General features: G+C 60.5%; 20 protein-coding genes. 4 read left to right on the forward strand and 16 right to left on the reverse strand.

Features of this window, described 5'->3' with window-relative positions; all coding sequences use genetic code 11:
- Positions 1-149 precede the first annotated feature (149 nt).
- Both LOY50_RS27480 and LOY50_RS27485 read left to right on the forward strand, forming a co-directional pair.
- Positions 150-2,555 carry a penicillin acylase family protein gene (locus LOY50_RS27480; protein ID WP_258689679.1) on the forward strand — a complete coding sequence of 802 codons (2,406 nt, stop codon included), beginning with the start codon at positions 150-152 and terminating at the stop codon, positions 2,553-2,555.
- A 101-nt stretch (positions 2,556-2,656) separates the two neighbouring features.
- A complete protein-coding gene (locus LOY50_RS27485) occupies positions 2,657-2,998 on the forward strand; it encodes a carboxymuconolactone decarboxylase family protein (RefSeq protein WP_003206631.1) in 342 nt (113 codons plus the stop codon).
- Between the two features lie 597 nt (positions 2,999-3,595).
- On the opposite strand, the gene LOY50_RS27490 is transcribed toward LOY50_RS27485, so the two are convergent.
- The 8 genes from LOY50_RS27490 to LOY50_RS27525 form a co-directional block, all read right to left on the reverse strand.
- A complete protein-coding gene (locus LOY50_RS27490) occupies positions 3,596-4,483 on the reverse strand; it encodes an ABC transporter permease subunit (RefSeq protein ID WP_258689681.1) in 888 nt (295 codons plus the stop codon).
- On the reverse strand, positions 4,480-5,400 hold the full coding sequence (locus tag LOY50_RS27495) for an ABC transporter permease subunit (RefSeq protein ID WP_057449505.1): 921 nt from the start codon (positions 5,398-5,400) through the stop codon (positions 4,480-4,482). Before LOY50_RS27495 ends, LOY50_RS27490 begins: the two co-directional genes overlap by 4 nt.
- Positions 5,397-6,539, reverse strand: coding sequence for an ABC transporter ATP-binding protein (locus tag LOY50_RS27500; RefSeq protein WP_014340741.1), 1,143 nt, complete (start codon positions 6,537-6,539; stop codon positions 5,397-5,399). Before LOY50_RS27500 ends, LOY50_RS27495 begins: the two co-directional genes overlap by 4 nt.
- Before the next feature lie 61 nt (positions 6,540-6,600).
- Positions 6,601-7,698, reverse strand: coding sequence for a polyamine ABC transporter substrate-binding protein (locus LOY50_RS27505; protein ID WP_258689684.1), 1,098 nt, complete (start codon positions 7,696-7,698; stop codon positions 6,601-6,603).
- 184 nt (positions 7,699-7,882) lie between these two features.
- The gene (locus LOY50_RS27510; protein WP_214510141.1) at positions 7,883-8,980 is read right to left on the reverse strand and encodes a polyamine ABC transporter substrate-binding protein; all 1,098 of its coding nucleotides are present in this window, start codon (positions 8,978-8,980) and stop codon (positions 7,883-7,885) included.
- A 182-nt stretch (positions 8,981-9,162) separates the two neighbouring features.
- Positions 9,163-10,527, reverse strand: coding sequence for an aspartate aminotransferase family protein (locus LOY50_RS27515; RefSeq protein ID WP_024617270.1), 1,365 nt, complete (start codon positions 10,525-10,527; stop codon positions 9,163-9,165).
- Between the two features lie 58 nt (positions 10,528-10,585).
- A complete protein-coding gene (locus tag LOY50_RS27520; protein WP_003206640.1) occupies positions 10,586-11,944 on the reverse strand; it encodes a glutamine synthetase family protein in 1,359 nt (452 codons plus the stop codon).
- Between the two features lie 40 nt (positions 11,945-11,984).
- Positions 11,985-12,761 carry a gamma-glutamyl-gamma-aminobutyrate hydrolase family protein gene (locus tag LOY50_RS27525; protein WP_258689685.1) on the reverse strand — a complete coding sequence of 259 codons (777 nt, stop codon included), beginning with the start codon at positions 12,759-12,761 and terminating at the stop codon, positions 11,985-11,987.
- A gap of 278 nt (positions 12,762-13,039) precedes the next feature.
- Here LOY50_RS27525 and LOY50_RS27530 point away from each other — a divergent pair, with 278 nt between their 5' ends.
- Positions 13,040-14,416, forward strand: coding sequence for a glutamine synthetase family protein (locus LOY50_RS27530; RefSeq protein WP_003177396.1), 1,377 nt, complete (start codon positions 13,040-13,042; stop codon positions 14,414-14,416).
- Between the two features lie 241 nt (positions 14,417-14,657).
- On the forward strand, positions 14,658-15,293 hold the full coding sequence (locus LOY50_RS27535) for a TetR/AcrR family transcriptional regulator (protein WP_024617268.1): 636 nt from the start codon (positions 14,658-14,660) through the stop codon (positions 15,291-15,293).
- Between the two features lie 160 nt (positions 15,294-15,453).
- Here LOY50_RS27535 and LOY50_RS27540 read toward each other — a convergent pair whose 3' ends face one another.
- The 8 genes from LOY50_RS27540 to LOY50_RS27575 form a co-directional block, all read right to left on the reverse strand.
- Positions 15,454-15,669, reverse strand: a complete 216-nt coding sequence (locus LOY50_RS27540) for a molybdopterin-binding protein (RefSeq protein ID WP_003177394.1) — start codon at positions 15,667-15,669, stop codon at positions 15,454-15,456.
- A gap of 25 nt (positions 15,670-15,694) precedes the next feature.
- Positions 15,695-16,501, reverse strand: a complete 807-nt coding sequence (gene ssuB / locus LOY50_RS27545; protein ID WP_003206644.1) for an aliphatic sulfonates ABC transporter ATP-binding protein — start codon at positions 16,499-16,501, stop codon at positions 15,695-15,697.
- Positions 16,498-17,280, reverse strand: a complete 783-nt coding sequence (gene ssuC, locus LOY50_RS27550; protein WP_253470291.1) for an aliphatic sulfonate ABC transporter permease SsuC — start codon at positions 17,278-17,280, stop codon at positions 16,498-16,500. The genes ssuB and ssuC overlap by 4 nt, the downstream gene beginning before the upstream one ends.
- Positions 17,281-17,287: 7 nt before the next feature.
- Positions 17,288-18,436: an FMNH2-dependent alkanesulfonate monooxygenase gene (ssuD, locus tag LOY50_RS27555; protein WP_018610594.1), complete on the reverse strand. Its 1,149-nt coding sequence runs from the start codon at positions 18,434-18,436 to the stop codon at positions 17,288-17,290.
- Positions 18,437-18,460: 24 nt separating this feature from the next.
- On the reverse strand, positions 18,461-19,426 hold the full coding sequence (locus LOY50_RS27560) for a sulfonate ABC transporter substrate-binding protein (RefSeq protein ID WP_223472092.1): 966 nt from the start codon (positions 19,424-19,426) through the stop codon (positions 18,461-18,463).
- 90 nt (positions 19,427-19,516) lie between these two features.
- Positions 19,517-20,110, reverse strand: coding sequence for an NADPH-dependent FMN reductase (gene ssuE / locus LOY50_RS27565; protein WP_223472091.1), 594 nt, complete (start codon positions 20,108-20,110; stop codon positions 19,517-19,519).
- Between the two features lie 317 nt (positions 20,111-20,427).
- Entirely contained in the window at positions 20,428-21,066 is a 639-nt protein-coding gene (locus tag LOY50_RS27570) for a peroxiredoxin (protein ID WP_024617266.1), read from the reverse strand.
- A gap of 285 nt (positions 21,067-21,351) precedes the next feature.
- Positions 21,352-22,677 carry an OprD family porin gene (locus tag LOY50_RS27575; protein WP_214510043.1) on the reverse strand — a complete coding sequence of 442 codons (1,326 nt, stop codon included), beginning with the start codon at positions 22,675-22,677 and terminating at the stop codon, positions 21,352-21,354.
- Positions 22,678-23,125: the final 448 nt, after the last annotated feature.

Here is a 23,125-nt window from a genome sequence, read left to right on the forward strand (position 1 = left end):
TTGTAGTTCAATTCCCAAAAAAACGAAGGAAACCTCTTACACCCAACTTCTTTTAGTAGGAATCAAGCTATTGACCGGGTTATTATTTTTTCAAGATCAATGCCCTACGCTGTTTATCGATAGCCATCGGTATTAGGAAAAGGACTTTTATGAAACGCACCCTCATCGCCTTCCTGTCATTGATCGTCACCGCGATCATCGTCGCGGGCGGCTACCTCTACAGCAAGCAGCCCACCCGCCAGGGCACGGTGCAGTTGCAAGGGCTGCATGGCTCGGTGACGGTGCGCTACGACGAACGCGGTGTGCCGCATATCCGCGCCGAGAACGAAACCGACCTGTACCGCGCCCTCGGTTATGTCCATGCCCAGGATCGGCTGTTCCAGATGGAGATCATGCGCCGCCTCGCCCGTGGTGAGCTGGCCGAGGTGCTGGGGCCGAAGCTGCTCGATACTGACAAGCTGATGCGCAGCCTGCGCATTCGCGAGCGCGCCGCGGCCTACGTGACCGAGCAGGACCCACAATCCCCGGCCTGGCGCGCCATGCAAGCCTACCTGGACGGCATCAACGCCTATCAGGACAGCCACACCCGGCCCGTGGAATTCGATGTGCTGGGCATTCCCAAGCGCCCGTTCACCGCCGAAGACACCGTGAGCGTTACCGGCTACATGGCCTACAGCTTCGCCGCGGCCTTTCGCACCGAACCGCTGCTGACCTATGTGCGCGATGTGCTGGGTGCCAACTACCTGAACATTTTCGACCTGGACTGGCAGCCCCAGGGCGTGCTGGCCGAAGGTCGCAAGGGCGGTTTGCCGCTGGCTGCCGCCGACTGGAAAGACCTCAACGCCCTGGTCCGCCTGAGCGAGCAGGCCCTGGCTGATAACGGCCTGCCGCAGTTCGAGGGCAGCAATGCCTGGGCGGTCTCCGGCAGCCGCACCCACAGCGGCAAACCGTTGCTGGCGGGTGACCCGCACATCCGTTTTTCCACGCCTTCGGTGTGGTACGAGGCGCACTTGTCGGCTCCGGGGTTCGAACTCTACGGGCAATACCAGGCGCTGCTGCCCTTCGCGACGCTGGGCATGAACCGGGATTTTGGCTGGAGCATCACCATGTTCCAGAACGACGACCTGGACCTGATCGCCGAGAAGGTCAACCCGGACAATCCCGAACAGGTCTGGTATCGCGACAAATGGGTGGACATGAGCCGCAGCGAGCAGCAGATCGCGGTCAAGGGCCAGGCGCCGGTGACGCTGGTGCTGCGCCAGTCGCCCCACGGTCCGATCGTCAACGATGCCCTCGGCGCGAACGCCGGCAAGACCCCGGTCGCCATGTGGTGGGGATTCCTGGAAAGCCGCAACCCGATCCTCGAGGCCTTTTACCAGCTCAACCGCGCCGACACCCTCCCCAAGGCTCGCGGCGCTTCGGCCAAGATCCACGCGCCGGGGCTGAACGTGGTGTGGGCCAACGCCAAGGGGGACATCGGCTGGTGGGCGGCCGCGCAACTGCCCAAGCGGCCAGTCGGCGTGAAGCCTGGCTTCATTCTCGACGGCAGCAGCCCGGAGGCGGAAAAGGAAGGCTTCTATCCGTTCAGCAGCAACCCGCAGGAAGAGAACCCGACACGGGGCTACATCGTCTCGGCCAATTTCCAGCCGGTGCCGACCAGCGGCATCGAGATCCCCGGTTACTACAACCTCGCCGACCGCGGCCAGCAACTCAACCGTCAGCTCAGCGACAAGCAGGCGAAGTGGGACATCGAAACCACCCAGAAACTGCAACTGGGTACCACCACCGCCTACGGCCCTCGCCTGCTCGCGCCTTTGCTGCCGGTGCTGCGTGAGGTGATCAGCGACCCACAGGAACGCAAATGGGTGGAACAACTGGAGCAATGGCCGGGCGATTACCCCCTGGACTCCACCAGCGCCACGCTGTTCAACCAGTTCCTGTTCAACCTGGCCGACGCCGCCCTGCACGATGAGCTGGGTGACGGCTTCTTCGAAACCGCGCTGTCGACGCGGGTGATCGACGCCGCCCTTCCACGCCTGGCGGCTTCAAAGGATTCACCGTGGTGGGATGACCGCACGACTCTCGGCACGGAGACCCGTGCCGACACCGTGAAAAAGGCCTGGGACAAGAGCCTGGCGCACCTGAAGGCCGCCCTCGGCGATGACGCCACGCAATGGCAATGGGGCAAGGCCCATACCCTGACCCACGGCCACCCGCTGGGCCAGCAAAAGCCGCTGGACCGGATCTTCAACGTCGGCCCCTTCGCCGCACCGGGCACCCACGAGGTGCCCAACAACCTCTCCGCCAAAATCGGTCCGGCGCCGTGGCCGGTGACCTACGGGCCTTCGACGCGGCGCATCATCGACTTCGCCGACCCGACCCACAGCGTCACCATCAACCCCGTCGGCCAGAGCGGCGTGCCGTTCGACAAGCATTACGAGGACCAGGCCGAGGCGTACATAGAGGGGCTGTATCACCAGGCGCACCTGGCCGAGGAGGAAGTGACGGCCAATACCCGTGGCACCTTGAAACTGTTGCCGGCCCGGGCGCCCTGAAGCGGGCGCAAGTCTTTTTCATCGCCACACGGGCTTGATCGTCATTGATGGTCAAGACTACAAGGGCGCAATCCCGCCTTTCCCACTAGGAGTCAAACGCTATGTTCAATAACTGGTCCGAGCTGCTGCCTACCATCAAGAGCGCCTTTGGCGCCCTGGGCAAAAGCAATCCGAAGATGGTCAAGGCCTACATGGCCCTGGACGAAGCCGCGGCTGAAAACGACGTGCTCGATGCCAAGACCCGTGAGCTGATCTCCATCGCCGTCGCCATCACCACGCGCTGTGACGGTTGCATCGGCGTACACACCGACGCCGCCATCAAGGCCGGCGCCACCCGCGAAGAAATCGCCGCCACCCTCGCCACCGCGGTGTCCCTGAACGCGGGCGCGGCGTACATCTACTCTCTGCGCGCGCTGGAGGCCCATGACGCGTTGAAGAAGTGAGAGGCCAATAACCTGCCGGCCGCTATCGCGAGCAGGCTCGCTCCCACAATGGGATCTGCGGTTGGCCGCAGATTTATAGGCGCCCCAAAAAACTGTGGGAGCCGAGCTTGCTCGCGATGGCGGCCTGGCATTCAACCTCTTCATTGACTGCCACACCGCTATCGCGAGCAAGCTCGCTCCCACAATGGGATCTGCGTTTGGCCGCGGATTTATAGGCGCCCCAAAAAAACCGTGGGAGCCGAGCTTGCTCGCGATGACGGACTGGCATTCAACCTCTTCGTCGACTGTCACACCGCTATCGCGAGCAGGCTCGCTCCCACAATGGGATCTGCGTTTGGCCGCGGATTTATAGGCGCCCCAAAAAACTGTGGGAGCTGAGCTTGCTCGCGATGGCGGACTGGCATTCAACCTCTTCGTCGACTGCCACACCGCTATCGCGAGCAAGCTCGCTCCCACAATGGGATCGGCGTTTGGCCGCGGATTTATAGGCGCCCCAAAAAAACTGTGGGAGCTGAGCCTGCTCGCGATGGCGGCCTGGCATTCAACCTCTTCGTCGATTGCCACACCGCTTTCGCGAGCAAGCTCGCTCCCACAGATTTAGACCGACGCGGTCTCTGCCCGGCGTACTTCCGGTTGTTTCCAGGAGTCGGCGGCGCTTTCTTCGATGGCTTGCTGGATCGCCCGCTTACGGCTTTCTTCGGCGCGGCGGCTGAAGAACCAGACCAGGAAAGTCACCAGCGACACCGCCAGCAGAATCAGGCTCGCCACGGCGTTGATTTCCGGTTTTACCCCCAGGCGCACCGCCGAGAACACTTCCATCGGCAAGGTCGTCGAGCCGGGGCCGGAGACGAAGCTCGCCAGTACCAGGTCATCCAGGGACAGCGCGAACGACATCATGCCACCCGCTGCCAGTGACGGCGCGATCATCGGGATGGTGATCAAAAAGAACACCTTCCACGGCCGCGCACCGAGGTCCATGGCTGCTTCTTCGATGGACAGGTCCAGCTCACGCAAGCGCGCCGAGACCACCACCGCCACATAGGCCGCGCAGAACGTGGTGTGGGCGATCCAGATCGTGACGATGCCACGCTCCTGGGGCCAGCCGATCATCTGGGCCATGGCCACGAACAGCAACAACAGCGACAGACCGGTAATCACTTCCGGCATCACCAACGGCGCGGTGACCAGGCCGCCGAACAGCGTGCGCCCCTTGAAGTGGGTGATGCGGGTCAGCACGAAAGCCGCCAGCGTACCCAGGGCCACCGCGGCAATCGCCGTGTAGCAGGCGATTTCCAGCGAGCGCATCACCGAGCCCATCAACTGGCTGTTGTCCAGCAGGCCGACGTACCACTTGATCGACCAACCGCCCCACACCGTCACCAGTTTCGAGGCGTTGAACGAGTAGATCACCAGGATCAGCATCGGTGCGTAGATGAACAGCAAACCCAGCACCAGCATCAGGCTTGAAAAACTGAAGCGCTTCATTCCTTGCCCTCCATTTCTTTGGCCTGACTGCGGTTGAACAGGATGATGGGCACGATCAGGATCGCCAGCATCACCACCGCCAGGGCGGATGCCACCGGCCAGTCACGGTTGTTGAAGAATTCCTGCCACAGCACTTTGCCGATCATCAGGGTTTCCGGACCACCCAGCAGTTCCGGGATCACGAACTCGCCCACCACGGGGATGAACACCAGCATGCAACCGGCGACGATGCCGTTCTTGGACAGCGGCACGGTGATTTTCCAGAAACTGTTGAAGGTGCTCGAACCCAGGTCCGACGCAGCCTCCAACAGGCTGGCGTCGTGCTTCACCAGGTTGGCGTACAACGGCAGGATCATGAACGGCAGATAGGAGTAGACGACTCCGATATACACCGCCAGGTTGGTGTTGAGGATCTGCAGCGGTTCGCTGATCCAACCCATGCTCAGCAAAAAGCCGTTGAGCAAGCCGTTGTTGCTGAGGATACCCATCCACGCATAGACGCGGATCAGGATCGCGGTCCAGGTCGGCATCATGATCAGCAGCACCAGCACCGTTTGCATCTCTTTGCGGGCATTGGCGATGCCGTAGGCCATCGGATAACCGATCAGCAGGCACAAGACCGTGCTGATCAGGGCCATCTTCAGCGAGCCAAGGTAGGCGGCAATGTACAGCTCGTCCTCGCTCAGCATCGCGTAGTTGGCGAGGTTGAGCAGCACCTGCAGCTTCTGGTCGACGTAGCTGTAGATCTCAGTGTACGGCGGGATGGCGACGTCGGCTTCAGCGAAGCTGATCTTCAGGACAATGAAGAACGGCAGCATGAAGAACAGGAACAGCCAGATGAAGGGCACCCCGATGACCAGTTGGCGGCCACCGGGCGTTATTCGATCGAGTCGGCGTTTGAGTTTGCGCATGTTCATGAGCGAAGTACCACGCCGCTGTCGTCTTCCCACCAGACGAATACCTGGTCGCCCCAGGTCGGACGCTGGCCGCGGCGTTCGGCGTTGGCGACGAAGGACTGCACCAGCTTGCCGCTCGGCAACTCGACGTAGAACACCGAGTGGCCGCCCAGGTAGGCGATGTCATGGACCTTGCCGCTGGACCAGTTGTGCTCACAGGTCGGCTGCTCGGATGTGACCAGCAGTTTTTCCGGGCGGATGGCGTAGGTCACGGACTTGTCCTGCACCGAGGTGCTGATGCCGTGGCCCACGTAGATGTTGCGGTCCAGGTCCTTGCAGGTCAGCACCGCGTGGCCTTCGGCATCGTCCACCACTTCGGTCTCGAAGATGTTGACGTTGCCGATGAACTCGCAGACCAGCCGGCTGGTCGGGGTTTCGTAGATGTCGATCGGGCTGCCGATCTGGGCGATCCAGCCCAGGTGCATGATCGCGATGCGCTCGGCCATGGTCATGGCCTCTTCCTGGTCGTGGGTCACCATGACGCAGGTCACGCCGACCCGCTCGATGATCTCCACCAGCTCAAGCTGCATTTGCGAGCGCAGCTTCTTGTCCAGGGCGCCCATTGGCTCGTCGAGCAGCAACAGCTTCGGGCGCTTGGCCAGCGAACGGGCCAGGGCCACGCGTTGACGCTGGCCGCCGGAGAGCTGGTGCGGCTTGCGCTTGGCGTACTGGCTCATCTGCACCAGCTTGAGCATTTCAGCCACGCGGGCATCGACCTCGGCTTTCGGGATCTTGTCCTGCTGCAGGCCGAAGGCGATGTTCTGCGCCACGGTCATGTGGGGGAACAAGGCGTAGGACTGGAACATCATGTTGATCGGCCGCTCGTAGGGCGGCATGTCGGTGATGTCCACGCCATCGAGGAAAATCCGTCCCTCGGTGGGCCGCTCGAAACCGGCCAGCATGCGCAGCAAGGTGGATTTGCCCGATCCCGAACCGCCGAGCAAGGCGAAGATCTCGCCTTTCTTGATTTCCAGGGACACATCGTCCACGGCAATCGTCTCGTCGAACTTCTTCGTGACCCGGTCGATTTTGACCAACACCTGCTTGGGTGTCTGGTCGCCCTCGAGGGCTTTCTTATAGGCGCCGGAGGCAACTGCCATTTACGAAACTCCCACAGAATTTGCAGTTCGCCCCACGTGGACGAACCTAAGAGTGTTGACGTTATTTACCCGACTTGACCTTGGTCCAGCTGCGGGTCATGAGTCGTTGGATCTTGGGCGGCAACTCGGAGTTGACGTAGAGCTTGTCGACGACCGCTTGCGGTGGGTAAACCGCTTCGTCGGTGCGTACTTTCTGATCCATCAGCTCGCCAGCCTTGGGGTTCGGGTTGGCATAACCGACGGTGTCGCTGACCTGGGCGATGACTTCAGGCTTGAGCACATAGTTGATGAAGGCATGCGCTTGCTTGATGTTGGTGGCGTCGCGCGGAATCGCCAGCATGTCGAACCAGAGGTTGCCGCCTTCCTTGGGGATCACGTAGGCGATGTTGACGCCCTTGCCGGCTTCACTGGCACGGGCGCGGGCCTGGAAGATGTCGCCGGAGAAACCGGCGGCCACGCAGATCTCGCCGTTGGCCAGATCGGAGATGTACTTGGAGGAGTTGAAGTAGGTCACGTAAGGCCGGATCTTGAGGAGCTGGGCCTCGGCCTTCTTGTAGTCTTCAGGGTCTTCGCTGTTGGGGTTCAGGCCCAGGTAATTGAGCATCGCCGGGATCATCTCGTCGCCCGAGTCGAGGAACGAAACACCGCAACTGGACAGCTTCTTGATGTTTTCCGGCTCGAACAGCATGGCCCACGAATCGATCTTCTCGACGCCCAGGACCGCCTTGATCTTCTCGACGTTGTAGCCGATACCGTTGGTGCCCCACAGGTAAGGCACGGCGTACTGGTTGCCCGGGTCGTTCTTTTCCAGGCGCTTGAGCAGCACAGGGTCGAGGTTGGCGTAGTTGGGCAACTGCGCCTTGTCGAGCTTCTGGAACGCCCCGGCCTTGATCTGCTTGCCCAGGAAGTGGTTGGACGGCACCACCACATCATAACCGGTACGCCCGGCCAGCAACTTGCCTTCCAGGGTTTCGTTGGAATCGAACACGTCATACACCGGCTTGATGCCAGTGGTTTTTTCGAAATCCGCCAGGGTGGTCTCGCCGATGTAGTCCGACCAATTATAAATATGCACGGTGGAGGCGGCCTGGACGCTGACGGCGAGCGTCAGTCCGGCGCCGACCAGCAAGGCGTTACGTAACAAAGAAAAGACTGGCACGTGGAGGTCCTCTTAAATAGTTGGGCCCAAGTTGCCCCCGTTACTTGGCCAAGAGAGGCCCTGCAACAAAACCGGCGCGCAACTTACCCTCGATAAACCGATCCAGCAAAACTTTTAGTTATTTAATTGCTCCTGTTGCCGCCGCCGCGATGGCAGCGACAACAGGAAGATGCTTCAGGCCGGCTTATTTACCGGATTTGATCTTGGTCCAGCTGCGGGTCATGATCCGCTGGGTCGCGGCTGGCAGGTCGGCAATCGCGTAAAGCTTGGCTTGCACGTCTGCCGGCGGGTAGATGCCCGGGTCGCTGGTGATTTCCTTGTTGACCAGCGGCGTGGAGGCCGCGTTGCCGTTCGGGAAGCTCACGGTGTCGGTGATTTCAGCCATGATTTCCGGCTTCTGCAGGAAGGTCATGAACTTGTAGGCACCCTCGACGTTCTCGGCATCCTTGGGGATGGCGACCATGTCGAAGAAGCTGCCAGCACCTTCCTTCGGAATGTTGTAGCTGACTTTAACCTTGCCGCCGGCTTCGGCCGCACGGGACTTGGCCTGGTAGATATCGCCCGAGTAGCCGACCGCTACGCAGATGTTGCCGTTGGCCAGGTCGGAGATGTACTTGGAGGAGTGGAAGTAGCCGATCGAAGGACGGATCTTGAGGAACAGCGCTTCGGCTTCAGCCAGCTGTTTCTTGTCCTGGCTGTCGGTCGGATAGCCCAGGTAGTGCAGTGCCACCGGGATCATCTCGGTCGGCGAGTCGAGGAAGCTGATGCCACAGGCTTTCAGCTTGGCCGCGTTTTCCGGCTTGAACAGCAGGTCCCACGAGTTGGTCGGCGCGTCGGCACCCAGCGCGGCCTTGACCTTCTCGGCGTTGAAACCAATGCCGATCGAACCCCACATGTACGGGAAGGCGTGTTCGTTGCCCGGGTCGCTCACGGAAACGGCCTTGAGCAGGTCGGTGTTCAGGTTTTTCCAGTTGGGCAACTTGGACTTGTCGAGTTTCTGGTAGACCCCGGCCTTGATCTGCTTGGCCAGGAAGTTGTTCGACGGCACCACGATGTCATAACCGGACTTGCCGGCCAGCAACTTGGCTTCCAGGGTTTCGTTGCTATCGAACACGTCGTAGACGACTTTGATCCCCGACTCTTTCTCGAACTTGGCGACGGTGTCCGGCGCAATGTAGTCGGACCAGTTATAGACGTGCAGCACTTTGTCGTCCGCCTGAACAGCGCCCGCCATCACGCCCATCAGGGACATGGCGAGGAGGGTCTTGCCAGCTATCTTCATACCTAATGCCTTCATGAAAAAATGCTCCAGTTATTCTTCTTAGCCACAGTTCAGTAGCCGGCTCGCGGGCAACTTGAACAGCCGGTAGTCTGGCAAGTTACAGGCCAGGCTTTCAACACAAGCCCAGCCTTTTATTCTCGCTGGGCGAGGCCCTCGCAGGCACCTCGCTCAGAGCCTAGCACTTAGCCTTGCAACGCACTGAGCGTCAGGTCCAGGCACTGTCGCGCCTTGGTCACCAATTCATCGATCTCGGCCTTGCTGATCACCAGCGGCGGCGCAATGATCATGGTGTCGCCCACCGCGCGCATGATCAGCCCGTTATCGAAGCAGAACTGCCGGCAGATCATGCCCACGCCCTTGCCTTCGTAGCGCTTGCGCGTGGCCTTGTCCTGAACCAGCTCGATCGCCCCCAGCAAACCGACCCCGCGCACTTCACCCACCAGCGGATGATCGTTCAGTTCCCGCAAACGCTTCTGCAAATAGGGTGCCGTTTCAGCATGGACGCGCTCGATGATCTTTTCGTCGCGCAGGATGCGGATGTTTTCCAGGGCCACTGCCGCGGCCACCGGATGACCGGAATAGGTAAACCCGTGGTTGAAGTCGCCGCCTTCGTTGAGCACCGCGACCACGTCGTCACGCACGATCAGCCCACCCATGGGGATGTAGCCGGAGGTCAGGCCCTTGGCGATGGTCATCATGTGCGGTTTCAACCCGTAATGATCGGTACCGAACCACTCACCGGTACGGCCGAAGCCACAGATCACTTCGTCGGCCACGAACAGGATGTCGTACTTGGCGAGGATTTCCTTCATGCGCGGCCAGTAGCTGTCCGGCGGCACGATCACGCCACCGGCGCCCTGGATCGGCTCGGCGATGAAGGCGCCGACGTTGTCCACGCCGAGCTCCAGAATCTTTTCTTCCAACTGGTTGGCCGCCCACACACCGAACTCTTCGGGACTCATGTCGCCGCCTTCGCCGAACCAGTAAGGCTGGGCGATGTGGACAATGCCCGGGATCGGCAGGTCGCCCTGCTCGTGCATATAGGTCATGCCACCCAGGCTCGCGCCGGCCACGGTCGAGCCGTGATAACCGTTCTTGCGGCTGATGATGACTTTCTTGTTCGGCTGGCCCTTGATCGCCCAATAGTGGCGGACCATCCGCAGCATGGTGTCGTTGCCCTCGGAGCCGGAGCCGGTGAAGAACACGTGGTTCATGCCTTCAGGGGCGATGTCGGCGATGGCTTTGGACAATTCCAGCACTGGCGGGTGGGCGGTCTGGAAGAACAGGTTGTAGTACGGCAGCTCGCGCATCTGTTGACTGGCGGCGTCGGCCAGTTCCTCGCGGCCATAACCGACGGCCACACACCAGAGGCCGGCCATGCCGTCGAGGATCTTGTTGCCTTCACTGTCCCAGAGGTAGACACCCTTGGCGTGGGTGATGATGCGCGGGCCTTTCTCTTTGAGCTGCTTGAAGTCGCTGAACGGCGCCAGGTGGTGATCGTTGCTCAGGGCCTGCCATTCACGGGTTTGCGGGTTATTGCGGGTCATGCCAATTCTCCTGTTATCGGTGAGGGCGAAGCTGCCTGAAGCAGCCCCGCCCGGCGCTTCAGACGGCAAAGAGCAGGAATTCCCGCTCCCACGAACTGATCACGCGCTTGAAGTTTTCATGCTCGGCCCGCTTGACCGCGACGTAGCCTGTGATGAATTTCTTGCCCAGGTATTTCTCGATGGTGGTGCTGTTTTCCATGCGTTCCAGGGCGTCTTCGATGGTCAGCGGCAAACGCAGGTTGCGGCGTTCGTAGCCTCGGCCCACCACCGGCGCGCTCGGGTTGATGCCTTCGACCATGCCGATGAAGCCACACAGCAGGCTGGCGGCAATCGCCAGGTACGGGTTGGCATCGGCGCCCGGCAAGCGGTTTTCCACCCGACGGTTCTGCGGCCCGGCATCCGGCACGCGCAGGCCCACGGTGCGGTTCTCTTCGCCCCACTCCACGTTCACTGGCGCCGACGTGTCCGGCAGGAAGCGGCGGAACGAGTTGACGTTGGGGGCGAACAGCGGCAACAGCTCGGGGATGAATTTCTGCAAGCCACCGATGTGGTGCAGGAACAGATCGCTCATGGTCCCGTCTTCATTGGAGAAGACGTTCTTGCCGGTTTCCTTGTCGATGATGCTCTGGTGCAGGTGCATCGCACTGCCCGGCTCGCCGGTCATGGGCTTGGCCATGAAGGTGGCAGCCACGTCGTGCTTGAGTGCCGCTTCGCGCATGGTGCGCTTGAATACCAGGATCTGGTCGGCCAGGGACAGAGCGTCGCCATGACGGAAATTGATTTCCATCTGCGCCGTGCCATCCTCGTGGATCAGGGTATCGAGGTCCAGTTCCTGCAGCTCGCACCAGTCGTAGACGTCTTCGAACAGCGGGTCGAATTCGTTGGCCGCCTCGATCGAAAAAGACTGGCGGCCGGTTTCCGGGCGGCCGGAGCGGCCAATGGGCGGTTGCAGCGGAAAGTCCGGGTCGTCGCTGCGTTTGGTCAGGTAGAACTCCATTTCCGGCGCGACGATCGGCTGCCAACCCTTGTCGGCGTAGAGCTTGAGCACTTTCTTGAGCACGTTGCGCGGCGACAGCTCGATGGGGTTGCCCTGCTTGTCGTAGGCGTCGTGGATGACCTGGGCTGTGGGCTCGATGGCCCAGGGCACAAGGAATACTGCGTTCTCGTCCGGGCGGCAGATCATGTCGATGTCGGCAGGATCGAGCAGTTCGTAATAGATGTCGTCTTCGACATAGTCGCCCGTCACGGTCTGGAGCAGAACGCTCTCGGGCAGGCGCATGCCTTTCTCGGCGATGAACTTGTTGGTCGGCGAGATCTTGCCCCGGGTGATACCGGTGAGGTCGCCAATCATGCATTCGACTTCTGTGATCTTGTGGTCTTTCAACCAATCGGTGAGCTGGTCGAGGTTGTTACTCATAAATGCCTCTAGGCGTGAGTTTCCTGACTGCTATTAATCGTCAGGCGTTGTTTGACGCATCGGCGTCGCGTTGTGCTGCCCTTGCTCGGCAGGCATCGCCAAATGCCTGGAAAATCGCAAGGTAGTGCGGGTTAGAGCTTACCTCCCATTCGGGGTGCCATTGCACACCTAAAGCAAAAGCCTTGCCTTCTGGCACCGAAATAGCCTCGATCAGGCCGTCGGGGGCCACCGCTTCGGCCCGCAACCCAGGCGCCAGGCGCTCGATGCCTTGGCTGTGGATCGAGTTGACCTCTATCAGCTGGGGCAGCCCCAGGCCTGCCAGTACGCCGCCAGGCTGGATATGCACGGCGTGGGCAGGGCCGTATTGGACATCCACCGCTTGAGTATCGTCTTCACGATGATCGATGAAGGTTCCGACTTCGTGAACTTTCTGATGCAGGCTGCCGCCAAAGGCTACGTTCATCTCCTGGAAACCTCGGCAAATGCCCAGCACCGGGATGCCCGCAGCGACAGCGGCGCGGATCAGCGGCAAGGTGGTGGCGTCCCGTGCAGGATCATGAGCAGTGCCTGGCGCACTGGCCGGGCCCTGGTAATGAAAAGGTTCTACATTGGAAGGAGAGCCGGTAAAGAGAATACCGTCCAGGGCGTCCAGAATATCGGACGGCGGGAACAGATCCGCCAGGGACGGAAGCAGCACTGGCAGGCCCTTGGCGGCTGTCGCGACAGCCCGGGAATATTTATCGCCACTGATGTGATAAGCATGCAGACCAATCTGCCTGGAGCAGGTGGTGACGCCGATTAACGGCAGGCCAGACATGAAGCACCCCGGTATTATTGCTGTTATGGGTTTGAATCGAGCTTAGCCTTGTTCATTTTTTTACACAACACCCCCGTAAAAAATACAACACGGCCCGCTCAAGCCCGCGGGCGCCAAGACCCTTAAAGGGAAAAAAACGCCCTAAATTGCCTCAAAAAAGCCTTGAAGGTGCTTTTTTAGGGCAAAAAAGGCCCTGCTTGACTTCGGCATGCCGTTCGGGTTGACTGGCTTTCGAAGAGATCAATGATTGATATTTTTAACAACAAAGGTGTTGCATCATGTCGGTACCCCCGCGTGCCGTTCAGCTTAACGAAGCGAACGCGTTCCTTAAGGAACATCCTGAGGTTCTGTACGTTGACCTTCTGATTGCGGATATGAATGGTGTGGTGCGCGGCAAGCGCATAGAACGCACCAGCCTCCACAAGGTTTACGAGAAAGGCATCAACCTGCCGGCCTCTTTATTTGCCCTGGATATCAATGGCTCTACGGTGGAAAGCACCGGCCTGGGTCTGGACATCGGCGATGCCGACCGGATCTGCTATCCAATCCCTGACACCCTGTGCAACGAGCCTTGGCAGAAGCGCCCTACTGCGCAACTGTTGATGACCATGCACGAACTCGAAGGCGAGCCTTTCTTCGCCGACCCGCGTGAAGTCCTGCGCCAAGTCGTGACCAAGTTCGATGAACTGGGCCTGACCATCTGCGCCGCATTCGAGCTGGAGTTCTACCTGATCGACCAGGAGAACGTGAATGGACGCCCACAACCGCCTCGCTCGCCGATCTCCGGCAAACGCCCGCACTCGACCCAGGTCTACCTGATCGATGACCTCGACGAATACGTCGATTGCCTCCAGGACATTCTGGAAGGGGCCAAGGAGCAAGGCATTCCCGCCGACGCCATCGTCAAGGAAAGTGCCCCGGCGCAGTTCGAAGTGAACCTGCACCACGTGGCCGATCCGATCAAGGCCTGCGACTATGCGGTCCTGCTCAAGCGTCTGATCAAGAACATCGCCTACGACCATGAAATGGACACCACCTTCATGGCCAAGCCGTATCCGGGCCAGGCGGGTAATGGTCTGCACGTCCACATCTCGATTCTTGATAAAGATGGCAAGAATATCTTTGCCAGCGAGGATCCCGAGCAGAACGCCGCACTGCGTCACGCGATCGGCGGTGTGCTCGAGACCCTGCCCGCGCAGATGGCTTTCCTCTGCCCGAACGTCAACTCCTACCGTCGTTTCGGCGCACAGTTCTACGTGCCGAACTCGCCGACCTGGGGCCTGGACAACCGCACCGTGGCCTTGCGCGTTCCTACCGGTTCGGCCGATGCCGTGCGCCTGGAACACCGCGTCGCCGGCGCCGATGCCAACCCCTATCTGCTGATGGCCGCCGTGCTGGCGGGCGTACACCATGGCCTGACCAACAAGATCGAGCCCGGTGCGCCGGTGGAAGGCAACAGCTACGAACAGAACGAGCAAAGCCTGCCGAACAACCTGCGCGATGCCCTGCGCGAGCTGGACGACAGCGAAGTCATGGCCAAGTACATCGACCCGAAATACATCGATATCTTCGTGGCCTGCAAGGAAAGCGAGCTGGAGGAGTTCGAACACTCCATCTCCGACCTCGAGTACAACTGGTACCTGCATACCGTGTAAGCGGCTGCGGTAAACAAGAAACGCCGCAGGCCTTATGGCCTGCGGCGTTTTTTTATGTATTTGGGTGAATGGCCGCCTTCGGCGGATCGCGAGCAAGCTCGCTCCCACAGGGGATTTTCGGTGCACTGATTTGAGGGTCAGCACACACCCAATGTGGGAGCGAGCTTGCTCGCGATGGCGACCGGGAAGACAACACAGGACCCGACTCGTACAATGCCCGGCAGCCCCGCAGGAGACGTCCATGACGCGCATCGCCACCCCCCGCAAACCCCGCGCACGCAGCCAGGCCCGGATCGACACCATTCTTGATGCCGCCCGTACGCTGCTTGCCGCCGAAGGCGTGGCCAGCCTGTCGATCTACAGCGTCGCCGAGCGCGCCGGGATCCCGCCCTCTTCCGTGTACCACTTCTTCGCCAGCGTCCCGGCCCTGCTCGAAGCCCTGACCGCCGACATCCACGCCGCCTTTCGCGCCGGCCTGCAAGCACCGATCGATCATGCGGCGTTGAACCATTGGCACGACCTGTCACGGCTGGTGGAACAGCGCATGCTCACCATCTACAGCCAGGACGCCGCCGCTCGCCAACTGATCCTGGCCCAGCACGGCCTGACCGAAGTCATCCAGGCCGACCGCCAGCACGACCTCGAGCTGGGCGACCTGATGCATAAGGTGTTCAACCACCATTTCGAGCTGCCGAGCTTGCCCAAAGACGTCGACGTATTCGCCCTGGCCATGGAACTGGGCGACCGCGTCTACGCCCGCTCGGTACAACAACACGGCCAGATCACCCCGCGCATGGCCGAAGAAGGCATGCGGGTGTTCGATGCGTACCTGGGGCTGTATCTGCCGCCGTATCTGCCCAAGCGTGAAGCCCTCTGACCCATTGATCGTTCCCACGTCCGCGTGGGAAGGCAGCCAGGGACGCTCCGCGCGCCCAAGAGCCGAACGCGGAGCGTCCGTAGAGGCATTCCCACGCAGAGCGTGGGAACGATAAGCCCCGAAGGGCTCACGCCGTCCGGGGCTGTGGGTCAAGCATCGCTCACAACTTGGCGATAGACACCTCGGTGGATTTGACGAAGGCGATCACTTCGCTGCCGATCGCCAGTTCCAACTCCTTGACCGAGCGGGTAGTGATGACCGACGTGACAATGCCCGAAGCGGTCTGCACGTCGATTTCCGACAGCACGTCGCCTTCGACGATTTCCTTGATGGTGCCTTTGAACTGGTTGCGTACGTTGATGGCTTTGATAGTCATGGTGTCGATTCCTGTCTGGATGAAGTTATTGCGCCCAACGCAATTGCGTGGGCAAGGGTGAAACGGGTTCGGGTTCCGGCGGTTGGCCGGGCAAGGACAGCACACGGTTGAGAACTTCGGTTTCCAGGCTCGCCAGCCGATGAGAGCCGCGAACCCGTGGGCGTGGCAGGTCGATGGGCAGGTCGAGGCCGATCTGGCCGTCCTCGATCAGGATCACCCGATCGGCAATCGCTACCGCCTCGCTGACGTCGTGGGTCACCAGCAACACCGTGAAACCGTGCTGCTGCCAGAGGTTTTCGATCAATTGCTGCATCTCGATGCGGGTCAGTGCGTCCAGCGCCCCCAAGGGTTCGTCGAGCAGCAACAGGCGTGGCTGATGAATCAGCGCGCGGGCCAGGGCCACTCGTTGTTTCTGCCCGCCGGACAACGCCGCCGGCCACTCATGGGCGCGGTCGGCCAAGCCGACGGCTTCCAGTGCTTGCAGCGCCTGCGGGCGCCAGTTGCCTTTTAATCCAAGGCCGACGTTGTCGATGACTTTTTTCCAAGGCAGCAAACGCGCTTCCTGGAACATCAACCGCGTGTCCTGTTGCGCAGCACTCAGCGGCGCCGAGCCCGCCAACAGTTGACCATCGGTAGGCTGATCGAGACCGGCCAGCAACCGCAGCAAGGTACTTTTGCCACAGCCACTGCGACCGACCACGGCCACGAACTGCCCGGCCGGGATATGCAGGTCGATGTCGCGCAACACCTGGCGCGTGCCGAAGGTTTTTTGCAGCTTGCGCACCGCCAGCGGGATGCCACGCAGCAGGCGCGGAGGTTGTTGGGCGGTCATGCGGCACCTCCCTTGTTCACTTGGTAGGCCGGGTGCCAACGCAGCCAGACCCGCTCAAGCCCACGGGCGGCAAGGTCGGCCAATTTGCCCAGCACGGCATACAGAAGAATCGCCAGCACCACCACATCGGTCTGCAGGAACTCCCGGGCATTCATCGCCAGATAACCGATGCCGGAGCTGGCCGAGATGGTTTCCGCCACGATCAGCGTCAGCCACATGAAACCCAGGGCAAAGCGCACACCCACCAGGATCGAAGGCAAGGCGCCCGGCAAAATCACCTGGCGAAACAGGCTGAAGCCGGACAAACCGTAGCTGCGGGACATTTCCACCAGCGCCGGGTCGACGTTGCGAATGCCGTGGTAGGTGTTGAGGTAGATCGGGAACAACGTACCCAGCGCCACCAGGAAAATCTTCGCCGACTCATCGATGCCAAACCACAGGATCACCAGCGGAATCAGCGCCAGGTGCGGCACGTTCCGCACCATCTGCACCGAACTGTCCAGCAGGCGTTCGCCCCATTTCGACAAACCGGTGATGAAGCCCAGGGCCAGGCCGATGCCGCCGCCGATCAGGAATCCGACTGCTGCGCGCCACCCGCTGATCGCCAGGTGCGTCCAGATCTCGCCGCTGCGCACCAGGCTGATCCCGGCCTCGATCACGGCCACAGGTGCCGGCAGGATCCGCGTGGATAACCAACCGGCCGATACCGACAGTTGCCATACCGCCAGCAACAGCAGTGGCACCGCCCAGGGCGCGAGGGTGTGGATGATTTTCTTCATGGCCGCCTCAGCTCTGGGACGCAGCTTTGGGAAGAATATCGTTGGCGACCATTTCACCGAACGGGCTCACATAGCCCTGGCTTTTCGGTAATTCCGGACGCTCGACGTCCAGGTGTGGGAACAACAGTTCCGCCACGCGATAGGACTCTTCCAGGTGTGGATAACCGGAGAAGATAAAGGTGTCGATGCCGAGGTCAGCGTATTCCTTGACCCGCGCCGCCACGGTCGGGCCATCGCCCACCAGCGCCGTACCGGCACCGCCGCGCACCAGGCCGACGCCGGCCCAGAGGTTGGGGCTGACTTCCAGCTTGTCGCGACGGCCACCGTGCAGCGCGGCCATGCGTTGCTGGCCCACTGAGTCGAAGCGCGCCAGGGAAGCCTGGGCACGGGCGATGGTGTCGTCGTCCAGGTGGGAGATCAGCCGGTCGGCTGCTTGCCAGGCTTCGGCGTTGGTTTCACGCACGATCACATGCAGGCGGATGCCGAAGCGTACCGTACGCCCCAATTTCGCAGCCTTGGCCCGTACTTGTTCGATCTTTTGCGCGACGGCTGCTGGCGGCTCGCCCCAGGTCAGCACCATTTCCACCTGCTCGGCGGCCAAATCCTGGGCGGCTTCCGACGAGCCACCGAAATACAGCGGCGGACGCGGTTGCTGGATCGGTGGATAGAGCAGCTTGGCGCCCTTCACACTGATGTGCTCACCGTCGTAATCCACGGTTTCGCCTTCCAGCACCCGGCGCCAGATGCGGGTGAACTCCACCGACGCCTGGTAGCGTTGCTCGTGGTCGAGGAACAGGCCGTCGCCGGCCAGCTCATCCGGGTCGCCGCCGGTCACCAGGTTGAACAACGCACGTCCGCCGGACAGCCGGTCCAGGGTCGCAGCCTGACGCGCGGCCACCGTCGGGGAAATGATCCCGGGGCGCAGGGCAACGAGGAATTTCAGGCGCTGGGTCACCGGAATCAACGAAGCGGCCACCAGCCAGGAGTCCTCGCAGGAACGCCCGGTGGGGATCAGCACACCGCCGAAACCCAGTCGATCCGCCGCCTGGGCGACTTGTTGCAGGTAACCGTGATCGACGGCGCGGGCGCCTTCGGCAGTGCCAAGGTAATGGCCGTCGCCGTGGGTAGGCAGGAACCAGAAAATATTGAGGCTCATGGAGTGGTCTCCTAAGGGATCGAATTACTGCGCTTTCGCAACGGCCGCCGGCGGCGTCCAGATCACGTCCTTGATGCTCAAGGGTTTGGGAATCAATTTGAGCTGATAGAAGCTGTCGGCGATTTTCTGCTGCGCCGCCACCACCTCCGGCGTGAGGAACAACGCCCCATAGCCTTGGCGTTTCACCGACGTCAGGGTGATGTCCGCCGGCAGGCCGAGCAGCGGCGATACCTGCTTGGTCACGTCGTCAGGATTGGCCCTGGACCACTCCCCCACTGCGCGCACCTCTTCCACCAGCGTCGTGATGACCTGGGGATTTTTTTGCGCATAGGGTTTGGTGGCCAGGTAGAACTGGTGGTTGTCGACGATGCCTTTGCCGTCACGCAGGGTGCGTGCCTGCAACTGCTGTTCGGCGGCAGCCTGGTACGGATCCCAGATCACCCAGGCGTCGACGCTGCCACGCTCGAACGCGGCGCGGGCGTCGGCCGGTGGCAGGAAAACGGTCTGGATGTCGGAATACTTCAGGCCGGCATCTTCCAGCGCTCGCACCAGCAGGTAGTGAACGTTGGAGCCTTTGTTCAGCGCGACTTTCTTGCCCTTGAGGTCTTGCACCGATTGGATGGCCGAGCCTTTGGGCACCAGGATCGCCTCGCTGGTGGGCGCCGGTGGCTCGTAAGCGACGTAGAGCAGATCGGCGCCTGCGGCCTGGGCAAACACCGGCGGGGTTTCACCGGTCACGCCAAAGTCGATGGAACCGACGTTCAAGCCCTCAAGCAGCTGCGGGCCACCGGGGAACTCGGTCCATTGCACGTCCACGCCTTGGGCGGCGAGACGTTTTTCCAATGTTCCCTTGGCTTTGAGCAGCACCAGGGTGCCGTATTTCTGGTAACCGATCCGCAAGGTCTCGGCTTGAGCTTGAGTAATGACGCCGAGGGACACAGCCGCAGCAAACAGAGCGACCAGCCCGCGACGCAAAATGACAGTGCGCATGGCGCCTCTCCTTTTTGCTGTGGGGTTTTGGCTGCACCTGCTGGGCCGTTGACGGCTGAGTAAGGTGAGTTGAATCAGGGTGTTCGGGGTTCAAATGCTCCAGCGAGCACTCAACAAACGTTCGTTCAATACATTTGGGTCCAACGGCCTGGGCCGACGGGCCATGGCGCTGAAAAACTGTTCCAGCGCCTCGTCCAGGCGCTGTTGCAGGGCCGGTACCAATTGCGCCTGGGCGCTGCCTTCGCCGTAAGCGATCTGGCTATCTTCAGCAAAGATCCCATGGAGCATTTCCTGGGCCTTGAGCGCAGACAACACCGGCTTGAGGGCGTAGTCCACTGCCAGCATGTGGGCGATGCTGCCGCCGGTTGCCATCGGCAACACCACTTTATGAGCCAGGGCCCGTTCAGGCAGCAGGTCCAGCACGGTCTTCAGCGCACCGGAAAAAGACGCCTTGTACACCGGCGTGGCAATCAACAGGCCGTCGGCATTTTCGATCTGCTGGAGCAGGTCGATCACCTTCGGGCTGTCGAAACGGGCATGGAGCAGATCTTCGGCCGGAAAGTCGCGTACCTGATAGCTCACCACTTCCACACCTTGCTGCTGCAACCAGCGTTGCGACCGCTCCAGCAGCACCCCGGAGCGGGAGCGTTGGCTGGGACTGCCACCGAGTGAGACGACCAACATGCCTGCCATTCCTTAACTGTCACGTGCGATTCGCGGTGGGCGATCTCGCTGTATGGGTCAAACCATAACAGGGGATTAATATATCTTTAAATCATATTTATTCATTTGGTTATGCAATTTGGAGATATGAAACCCACTCTCTTCAAGCAATAAAAAAAGGCCGTCGAAACGGCCAAAACCCTTGGTGCACAGAAATCCCCTGTGGGAGCGAGCTTGCTCGCGATAGCGGTGTATCAGTCGACATCGACGTTGGCAGATCCGACGCCATCGCGAGCAAGCTCGCTCCCACAGCTTCAGAGTCAGGTTCAGGGGTTGCGTCAGCGATTGGGCTGCGGGGTCAGGCGCAGGTAAGGCTTCACGGCGCGGTAACCCTTGGGAAAACGCTGCTTGAGTTCCTCTTCATCCTTGAGCGACGGCACGATCACCACTTCATCGCCGTCCTGCCAGTTGGCCGGGGTGGCGACTTTGTAGTTGTCGGTCAATTGGAGCGAGTCGATCACCCGCAGGATCTCATTGAAATTGCGCCCGGTACTGGCCGGGTAGGTAATGGTCAGGCGGATCTTCTTGTTCGGGTCGATCACGAACAAGGAACGCACAGTCAAAGTGTCGCTGGCGTTGGGATGGATCAGGTCGTACAGGTCCGACACCTTGCGGTCGGCATCGGCCAGGATCGGAAAATTGACCACGGCGTTCTGGGTCTCGTTGATGTCCTCGATCCATTTGTGGTGCGAGTCCACCGGGTCAACCGAGAGGGCAATGGCCTTGACCCCGCGCTGGGCGAATTCGTCCTTGAGCTTGGCGGTCAGGCCCAACTCGGTGGTGCACACCGGGGTGAAATCCGCCGGGTGGGAAAACAGCACGCCCCAGCTGTCGCCGAGCCATTCGTGGAAGCGAATCTTGCCGGCGCTGGAATCCTGTTCGAAGTCGGGGGCGATGTCGCCGAGTCTGAGGCTCATGGTGCGGCTCCTGGATGAGGTTGTTGTGAGCCCAACTTTGCACCGGTTTCGATTGCTTTAAAAAGAATAAATATCCATTTATCTAGATCGATAGGGAATATAAAAAACTGTTCACTGGCGCCACAACACATAGCGGCCCAAGATCATTTCCGAGGTTTCGAGAAGGCCTCGAGTTGCTGAAAAGAGGAGAAGGCTCGGGGAAGGCTATAGGGGTGGGCCAGACCCGAAACGCAAAAACCCCGCCCGGCGTGCTGCCGGGCGGGGCTTTTTTTACTTCGCTACGTCTTACATGAAGTTGTAAGTGTAGTTGAAGATCAGGCGGGTCTGATCCTGGTCGGCAATACCGGTGCTGCTGCCACGGTAGGTACCGTGACGCAGGGTGGTGCCGAAGCCTTTCAGAGGGCCTTGCTGGACGACGTAGTCCAGGCGCATGTCACGTTCCCACTCGGAAGTGTCGCTGCCGCCGGTAGCCGACTTGATGTCATCACCGTGCAGGTAGGCAATCGAAGCCTTCAGGCCTGGAGCACCCAGGGCCGTGAAGTCGTAGGAGTATTGACCGAAGGTGGTGTTTTCACCGGCACGGACAAACGCGTTGATCATGCTGTCGGTGAACAGGTAGAAGCTGGAACCACCCGCGCCTTCGTTACGACCGGCGTCATTGAGCAGGCTGCCCTGGTTCAGGTAGACGAAGCCACCGTCATCACCGACTTGTTGGTGACCCAACAGGAACGCGCTGCCACCCAGGGTGTAAGTGAACATGGCGCTCCAGGTCTTGTTATCGACCTCGCCCGGGTTCTTGGCGTAGCCACCGTTGTTGTTGAAGCGATAGCCCGCATCACCGTTGCGGCCATCCGAGCTGCTGTCGAAGTAACGCAGGTCAGTCTTGAACGACTGGCCTTCGCTGATCGGGAAAACGTGTACTGCGCCCAGGAAGTGCTGCTTGTAGTAATCCTGCAGGTTGGCGTAGTAGTACTGCAGCGTCAGGTCCTTGGTGACCTTCCAGTCGGCACCGCCGTAACGGAACTGGTTGCTGTCTTCAGTACCGCCGTTTACCGACATGCCAGTGCTGTTGGTGCCGGCACGACCCACAACGTGTTCCAGCTGACCGGCATTGAACGTCACATTGTCGATTTCCTTGGAGGTGATGGTGCCACCTTCAAAGGTTTGCGGCAGCAGACGACCGTCGCTGGCGACCAGGATCGGCAGGTTAGGCGCCAGGGCACCACCCAGGTGGGCCTCGGTCTTGGAGAACAGCGCCTTCACGTTGCCGGACAGCCGGCTCCAGTCGTGTACGGCGGAGCCATCGGAATCGCTTGGAACGAAGGAGTTGCTATCCGGGTGATGGCCTCTGCCGCCATCGAGGTGGATACCAACCAGCGCCTGGGCATCGATACCGAAACCAACGACGCCTTGAGTGAAGCCGGACTTGTAGTCGAATTTCAGGCCAGTAGCCGTCTCACGCTGGTCATTGCCGCCTTCGCGGTTATCGTTATCAAAGTACAGGGTACGAGAACTGACAGACGCCTTGCTGTCCTCGATAAAACCGGCGGCGCCTGCCTGCTGCGCCAAAACCCCAACGGCCACAGCCAGGGCCAAGGTGGACTTGTTCATGCTTCGCTCCTCTCGTTTTCTAATTCTTGTGTGTCTTTGGTTCCGGATCGAACGCCCGGATTCCGCGGATGCGCGATTAGCGCCAGACCGTGACTGACAAGTCAATCGTAACCATTTATGACTACGACTATGGTCTAACCCCCACTACACCGGATCGCAGGATAATGGATTGTTTATAATTCCAAAAAGAATTGTTTCAACAGTTTTCAGCTCATTTCGACATATGAGTGCCATCACGGCACCATCAGGCCGTGACATGACTTATCGGCGACGCAGGGAATTACTGAATGCTGATTCGTCGGGGATTTACGAGGCCCGTGAATTCTTGGCGGCGAGATCTGTTTGCGCGCCTCCTGCGCCTTCGATTCCTGTTCAAGACAGCGCGCACATGCCGCGATCTTGACGTGTTCCAGACTAGCTGCTCATTGTCTGAAATCAAGAAGATCGC

It is taken from the genome of Pseudomonas sp. B21-010, assembly GCF_024749325.1.
GTDB classification, from domain to species: domain Bacteria; phylum Pseudomonadota; class Gammaproteobacteria; order Pseudomonadales; family Pseudomonadaceae; genus Aquipseudomonas; species Aquipseudomonas kilonensis.

Bases quoted from the DNA above. Each gene is read 5' to 3' on its own strand.
- LOY50_RS27485 (WP_003206631.1), top strand. From the start codon at position 2,657: ATGTTCAATAACTGGTCCGAGCTGCTGCCTACCATCAAGAGCGCCTTT.
- LOY50_RS27510 (WP_214510141.1), bottom strand. From the start codon at position 8,980: ATGAAGATAGCTGGCAAGACCCTCCTCGCCATGTCCCTGATGGGCGTG.
- LOY50_RS27530 (WP_003177396.1), top strand. From the start codon at position 13,040: ATGTCGGTACCCCCGCGTGCCGTTCAGCTTAACGAAGCGAACGCGTTC.
- LOY50_RS27490 (WP_258689681.1), bottom strand. From the start codon at position 4,483: ATGAAGCGCTTCAGTTTTTCAAGCCTGATGCTGGTGCTGGGTTTGCTG.
- LOY50_RS27525 (WP_258689685.1), bottom strand. From the start codon at position 12,761: ATGTCTGGCCTGCCGTTAATCGGCGTCACCACCTGCTCCAGGCAGATT.
- LOY50_RS27560 (WP_223472092.1), bottom strand. From the start codon at position 19,426: ATGCGCACTGTCATTTTGCGTCGCGGGCTGGTCGCTCTGTTTGCTGCG.
- LOY50_RS27480 (WP_258689679.1), top strand. From the start codon at position 150: ATGAAACGCACCCTCATCGCCTTCCTGTCATTGATCGTCACCGCGATC.
- LOY50_RS27540 (WP_003177394.1), bottom strand. From the start codon at position 15,669: ATGACTATCAAAGCCATCAACGTACGCAACCAGTTCAAAGGCACCATC.
- ssuE (WP_223472091.1), bottom strand. From the start codon at position 20,110: ATGTTGGTCGTCTCACTCGGTGGCAGTCCCAGCCAACGCTCCCGCTCC.
- LOY50_RS27535 (WP_024617268.1), top strand. From the start codon at position 14,658: ATGACGCGCATCGCCACCCCCCGCAAACCCCGCGCACGCAGCCAGGCC.
- LOY50_RS27515 (WP_024617270.1), bottom strand. From the start codon at position 10,527: ATGACCCGCAATAACCCGCAAACCCGTGAATGGCAGGCCCTGAGCAAC.
- ssuB (WP_003206644.1), bottom strand. From the start codon at position 16,501: ATGACCGCCCAACAACCTCCGCGCCTGCTGCGTGGCATCCCGCTGGCG.
- LOY50_RS27495 (WP_057449505.1), bottom strand. From the start codon at position 5,400: ATGAACATGCGCAAACTCAAACGCCGACTCGATCGAATAACGCCCGGT.
- ssuD (WP_018610594.1), bottom strand. From the start codon at position 18,436: ATGAGCCTCAATATTTTCTGGTTCCTGCCTACCCACGGCGACGGCCAT.
- LOY50_RS27575 (WP_214510043.1), bottom strand. From the start codon at position 22,677: ATGAACAAGTCCACCTTGGCCCTGGCTGTGGCCGTTGGGGTTTTGGCG.
- LOY50_RS27500 (WP_014340741.1), bottom strand. From the start codon at position 6,539: ATGGCAGTTGCCTCCGGCGCCTATAAGAAAGCCCTCGAGGGCGACCAG.
- LOY50_RS27570 (WP_024617266.1), bottom strand. From the start codon at position 21,066: ATGAGCCTCAGACTCGGCGACATCGCCCCCGACTTCGAACAGGATTCC.
- ssuC (WP_253470291.1), bottom strand. From the start codon at position 17,280: ATGAAGAAAATCATCCACACCCTCGCGCCCTGGGCGGTGCCACTGCTG.
- LOY50_RS27520 (WP_003206640.1), bottom strand. From the start codon at position 11,944: ATGAGTAACAACCTCGACCAGCTCACCGATTGGTTGAAAGACCACAAG.